General features: G+C 61.0%; 3 protein-coding genes. 1 reads left to right on the top strand and 2 read right to left on the bottom strand.

Features of this window, described 5'->3' with window-relative positions:
* On the top strand, positions 1 to 236 hold a 236-nt coding region (locus tag AC1DYI_RS31530), incomplete at its 5' end, for an RpiB/LacA/LacB family sugar-phosphate isomerase (RefSeq protein WP_477208056.1).
* A gap of 198 nt (positions 237 to 434) precedes the next feature.
* Here the strand turns inward: AC1DYI_RS31530 and AC1DYI_RS31525 are convergent.
* Both AC1DYI_RS31525 and AC1DYI_RS31520 read right to left on the bottom strand, forming a co-directional pair.
* Positions 435 to 962, bottom strand: coding sequence for a hypothetical protein (locus AC1DYI_RS31525; RefSeq protein ID WP_477208055.1), 528 nt, complete (start codon positions 960 to 962; stop codon positions 435 to 437).
* A gap of 146 nt (positions 963 to 1,108) precedes the next feature.
* The gene (locus AC1DYI_RS31520; protein WP_477208054.1) at positions 1,109 to 2,737 is read right to left on the bottom strand and encodes a hypothetical protein; all 1,629 of its coding nucleotides are present in this window, start codon (positions 2,735 to 2,737) and stop codon (positions 1,109 to 1,111) included.
* Positions 2,738 to 2,865 lie beyond the last annotated feature (128 nt).

Raw genomic sequence — 2,865 nt, 5'->3', positions numbered from 1 at the left:
GGACAGGCATGGGCATGTCCATCGCGGCGAATCGACACGCCGCGGTGCGCGCGGTGGTGTGCAGCGAGCCCTTGAGTGCGCGAATGTCCCGCCAGCACAATGACGCCAACGTGCTTTGCATCGGCGCGCGCGTCGTGGGCGAAGGCACGGCGATCGACATCGTGGACGCGTTCCTTGGCGCCACGTTCGAAGGCGGGCGGCACGCGGCGCGTGTGGCGAAGATCAATCTGGCATGAAACGGCTCGCAGGGGGCTTGGCCGCTTGCAGCGGTTCCGGTCTTTCAGTAGTCGCCACGGGCCTTGCGCTCACGCGCGCAATCCGGTCGCTCATCCCACTCTAAATACGCATCGTTGGCAGCTGATCCAACTGGTCCGAGGCCGTGCGTTGCCTCGTGGTGAAAACTCGATCAGACCAATTGCTGACCCCAGCCAAGGCTATCGGCTTTCCTCGCCGGTACCATCTTGCCCGGACGAGGGCGCCGCCTCGACTGCGCTGGCCGATGTCTTCGCAGCCGCCTCCATAGGTGCGTCATTCATCGCGGCAGATGATTCTTGGCTAGGCTCGGCAGCAATCGCCGCCGAGCTAGATTGCGCAGACGGGGTGATCGTTGTGGGCTGGTCGCGCTCGGTAGTTCCTGTAGCCATGTCAGCCGCAGATGCTCGACGGGCGGCCTCCACCACGCCGGGCACGTTTGCCAGGTCGCATGAAAAGACATACACAGTCTGCATGGACAGCATGCCGCACTTGCGGTTCGCTTGCATTTGCTTGGCGCGTTCGATTTCCGATGCGTCGATCTGAATGGGCAGGCCCGCCCGCCATTCGTCGCATCCAGCCTTTTGCGCTTCCTCGCGCCGACCAAACACCGATAGGCGGCTCCGCATGGCCGCCTGGAGGCCATGACTTTCTCTGGGGTCCATGGCCGCCGACAGTGGGCAGACGAGCGTGCCGACCGTGGTCTGCAAGGGCAAGTCAAAGTCGACCTGTTGCGTCGCGGAAGTCAAAGCAGCCGGGGATGATCCTCTGGAAGCGGCTGCGGAATCGGCACTTGGCGCACATGCCGTGAGCACCACGCAGRCACTAACAACCGAGAACAGAGTGTCCATTGTTGCTACGGCCACCAGGCTGAGCATTCCCGCACATCGCCCATCAATGCCAGCGTCAATGATGATGCTCCAGCTTCGGCAAGTACGGGGCCGGCGATGCGCACGGCCGACAATAAGGTATTGCGGGAGACCGAAGGTGTTGCGGTCATCAGGTCGAATGCTTGGAATTGGTCCTCTCGCGTCCTGCAGGCCAGAGCAATGTTCGCCGCCGCAGGCACGCGCTCTTCGGCGTTGCTGCTGGCGCATGCTGAAAGAGCCGCCCTGAGCAACTCCGCCCGCTCCAGATGGCTTGTCGTGATGGTCGACAAGCGCGCAAGCGAGCGCCCTGCCTCCGGAGAAGCTATCGCCCTGACCTTGAGCAGGGGCCAGGCGACAACCTGGTCAGCAGCGTCCATGACCTCGTAGCCGTCGATGAGGGTGCTGATTCTTAGGCTGCTAGAGCTTGCAGCCTGATGCCAACTCTGGTTCAACCAGTCACGTCGCGGATCTCCCACTGGTACGAAGGTTGCGGCGTGGACCATGTGTGACAAACGGCCGTTCGGATCCTCTTGTCGTGAGATCTCGTCAAATGCGTCATCGACGATATCTTGTGCACCAAGTCTGGCGGCTACAGGCAGCAGGCCAACGAGCGCGTGCGCTCGCTCGAATGACCTGGCGGCGCCATCAAGCGTACGACGTGCAGCCTGAAGGTCGGTTGCCGTCCAGTAGTCGCTAGCGTACCGCGCCGCCATGCTGATATGAATTCGGCTCGTCACATCCGATTGGCCAAGAATTTGCTGCAAACACTCCCGAAACACGCCCTCGCGCATCAGCTGAGGAAGCGCCGGGATCTCCCTGAGCAGAGTGCTGACGCGATTTCCAGTGTCCTCTGCCATTCGAATAAGTCGAAGACCCTTATCGGCGAGCTCGGACATTCGCGGCATGTGTTTCGCAAGATCCAATAGCACCTGTCCTCTGTGCAGGACGTAGCCAATCTGATTGATGTCGAGCAGCAATGCTGCGATGCTTTCCTCCTTCCCTTTTGCAGGCAGTGTGGCAAAGAGGGCTACCAACGTCAGACAGCGAGAATATTCGTCCTCAATGAATCGTGCGTTGACTAGGCCTTCGCGCACGAACGTCAGGCGCAGCGGTGAGGTGACTGCCTTTGCCAGTGGCATCAGCGCGTGGGTGCGATTGTTCGCCGTGGGCAGTTGGCAGGCGAGTTGATAGCAGCGCATGGCGATCCCATGCTGTGCATCGGTTTGAATCAGAGGCAATATCCGTACGAGTGGGTGAATCWCCCAGTAGAGACTCTCGGCCAGCAACGGCGCCAGTGCGGAAGCCAAACGCAGCTGATACGAATCAGGCGGGAGGTTGCGGATCGCCAGAATCTCAAGAGTTGCAAGAGCCGCCGAACGCCTAGTCTGCTGCATCGCTAGCTCGAACGTCCTGATTCCGTCCGGCATGCTGAGAGGCGCCGATACGCGAATCGCGCCAACCAGGGGCAGTAGGCGGGCAATCTGCGCGTCGAGCTTATCTGCCGTGACAAGGGTGGCTAGCTCGCCGAGAGCCTGGACCGCGAGTGGCGCGTCGCCTGCGATTTCAATCCAGTGCAAACACCGCGCAATGGCGACTTCATGGAGTTCAGTCGTCAAGCGCTGCTTTTGTGTAGCTATCACGGGCGCTATAAGAATCGCCGCAGACGGTGCCTCATCCGCCGATAGAGTTGCCGACAGGGCGTCAGCTAACAAGCTGCTTAGCTGCGCGTCGCWTAGGGCCGGTG

This window comes from Ideonella sp. P3_A4, from assembly GCF_056403075.1.
This window is presented reverse-complemented; position numbering and strand designations above follow the sequence as displayed.